Origin of the sequence: Neobacillus vireti (assembly GCF_036962465.1) — a bacterium.
In the GTDB taxonomy this organism is placed as follows: domain Bacteria; phylum Bacillota; class Bacilli; order Bacillales; family Cytobacillaceae; genus Neobacillus; species Neobacillus vireti_B.
In genome coordinates, this window is sequence record NZ_JBALNF010000061.1 from 30,129 (window position 1) to 32,448 (window position 2,320).

Sequence of the window (2,320 nt, forward strand, 5' to 3'; positions counted from 1 at the left end):
AATTGATTACTTCGTATGGCCGTTTCAAAAATTAATAGCTACGATATTCTTTCCAATTCTCATTTCCGGAATTATTTATTATATTATGAGGCCATTTGTAACTTTTTTTTCAAAATATATCAGTAAAAATTTGAGTATATTGATTGTTTATCTCCTATTCATTGGGGCGGGATATCTTTTTGTTCATTTTACTGGTACTCCTATTGCAAAACAAGTACAGCAGCTTTCGGAGCAATTTCCAAATAAGATAGATAAGATCTCAGATGTTTCCCGGAATATAGTTAAGGATAATAGCTTGGGTAATAGTTCATTAAGAATGATTGAAAGAAGAGCAAGTTCCCTCTCAAACTTCTTTTTGCATCATATCGAACAAAACATCACAAATATCCTTTCCATTGTCACTAGTATTGCAACGGTGCTTGCAGTCGTTCCCTTTATTGTTTTTTATTTTTTACGGGATGGCGAGAAACTGAAGCCTGCTCTCTTAAAAAATCTTCCCGTTGAACACGTAGAAGAGGGAAATTTGATTCTGGTTGATATCGATAAGACTTTATCCGCGTATATCATCGGACAATGCATCATAGCGTTATCGGATGGCATCCTGATGTATATTGGTTTTTGCATGATTGGCCTGAATAATAGTCTAGTTCTTGCCATTTTCGCCATGTGTATGACGGTTGTACCCTTTATTGGCCCTGTGATTGGTATGGTCCCGGCCGTCATTGTCGCCCTTTTACAAGGCCCGTTTATGGTATTGAAAGTCGTCTTCGTTGTAATCGTTGCCCAGCAAATAGACGGTAATTTTGTTACACCAAGAGTTATGGGAAAAAAACTGAATCTTCATCCGTTAACAGTCATTTTCATTTTGTTAATTTCAGGAGCTATTTATGGATTTATAGGAATCATTATCGCCATACCACTCTATTCTGTTATTAAAGTAACGCTTAAAAATGTCATTCGTTTTTATAAATTGAGAAAAATCGAGAATAGGTAGCCAAAATAAAACAGATTTCACGGACAGTGATGGTCTGTTTTATTTTGATTTTTTTATTCCATAATGAGGATAGGGTCATAGGTTACTTAACTTCTTCAATTATGGATTCTCCTTCAGTTTGGTCAGTATCTGTCCATTTCCACCTCTCATGTAATCTAATCCTTCCATCTGGCAGTGTTTCTGGAGTAGAGTAACATTGACCGCCTCTTATTTCGTTTCTTACGTTCACATGGTTATATCTAAACTGTAAACTGCCATTGTCATTTACTATACCAATTAGTATCCCTTTTACGATTTCTCCTCCACTATAGGTGGCTGTCAGGATGTTCCCTTCTTGGTTGTATTCAAACATCGTGTTTGAAGAAACTTCTCCGTTTGCAGTGTTTTCAACTGAAACAAATCTCCTCCGATTATAATTAATCAATCTTTCTCCCTCCATTAGTGGACTCCTGATCAACAACCGCTTTTTTTGTCCCTTTACTGGTATAAGGTTTTGCACTCTTGGCTTTGTTTGCACCTGCTTGCCAACGATTCCAACCCTTCTTGCCTGTTCCTCTCCCTGTTCCACCTTTTCCTTTCGCTTTACTCATATCATCACCTCCATATCATTCGTTTGAGTTACCTCTGGTTCGTTTAAGTCATCAATCGACTCGGTTATTAAAAAGCTTATTTGTCCGTGTGTTGGATAGCTTTCCAGCAATTCAACCTTCTGCCCTCATAAACAATCAAATTGTTTCGAATTTTATAAAAGGATACCATCGCTGATTCATTTTCTTGTGTTAAATAAATCTGAAGGAGGTTTACCATGAATACAAACGAGCTTGATTTTCCTAAAGAATGGGTTGAGCTGGTAAAAGAAGCTATGAAATCAGGCATAAAAAAAGAAGACTTTAAAAAGTTTTTAATAAAAGAGAAAGACAAAAGGGAAAACAAAGATTTGACATATTATAACCAGAATCACTATTCTGTTTAAACTCAAATTGTTTAACAACATATAAAATTAAGCCTTTATAACGAGAAAATGTGTAAATCTAGTTTTAAAGGCTTATTTATTTTTCATTCGTGATTCATTAAAAACAATGGTCAATGAAAAGATTACTTTGTATTGTTTTTTTTCAATTCAATTGTTATTTCATTAATGCGTTTTTCTACTTCATAAAGGTTCTTCTGCATCCGATCCCGCCGGCTGGTCAATACCTGTAATTCCTGTTTTAATTCTTCTGTTTTGCTCATGAATTCCCCTCCGTTTTCCGATAAATCAGTAATATGCTGGCAAAGAAACATCTTTAGATGGGTTTCTCTGCTTTCTATTATTCTTTTCATCAT

Annotated in this window: 5 protein-coding genes; 2 read left to right on the forward strand and 3 right to left on the reverse strand. The window is 35.3% G+C overall.

The genetic code is table 11. The annotated features are described in order from the left end of the window. Positions 1-994, forward strand: a 994-nt coding sequence (locus V7077_RS22245) for an AI-2E family transporter (protein WP_335506004.1), incomplete at its 5' end; no start/stop codon positions are given. A gap of 82 nt (positions 995-1,076) precedes the next feature. Here the strand turns inward: V7077_RS22245 and V7077_RS22250 are convergent. Together V7077_RS22250 and V7077_RS22255 are read right to left on the reverse strand one after the other, a co-directional pair. Beyond that, positions 1,077-1,418 (reverse strand): n-acetylglutamate synthase, encoded by a 342-nt coding sequence (locus V7077_RS22250; RefSeq protein ID WP_335506015.1) that lies wholly within the window; start codon positions 1,416-1,418, stop codon positions 1,077-1,079. Beyond that, complete coding sequence (locus tag V7077_RS22255; protein ID WP_335506006.1) at positions 1,411-1,584, reverse strand: DUF3934 family protein; 174 nt, start codon at positions 1,582-1,584, stop codon at positions 1,411-1,413. Before V7077_RS22255 ends, V7077_RS22250 begins: the two co-directional genes overlap by 8 nt. 215 nt (positions 1,585-1,799) lie before the next feature. On the opposite strand from V7077_RS22255, the gene V7077_RS22260 reads away from it, so the two are divergent. Beyond that, positions 1,800-1,967 (forward strand): anti-repressor SinI family protein, encoded by a 168-nt coding sequence (locus V7077_RS22260; protein ID WP_335506008.1) that lies wholly within the window; start codon positions 1,800-1,802, stop codon positions 1,965-1,967. Positions 1,968-2,089: 122 nt separating this feature from the next. Here V7077_RS22260 and V7077_RS22265 read toward each other — a convergent pair. Further along, positions 2,090-2,320: hypothetical protein (locus tag V7077_RS22265; protein WP_335506010.1), on the reverse strand; the 231-nt coding region annotated here is incomplete at its 5' end.

Excerpts from the sequence above, each read along its gene's own strand:
- V7077_RS22255 (WP_335506006.1), bottom strand. The coding sequence starts at position 1,584 with ATGAGTAAAGCGAAAGGAAAAGGTGGAACAGGGAGAGGAACAGGCAAG.
- V7077_RS22260 (WP_335506008.1), top strand. The coding sequence starts at position 1,800 with ATGAATACAAACGAGCTTGATTTTCCTAAAGAATGGGTTGAGCTGGTA.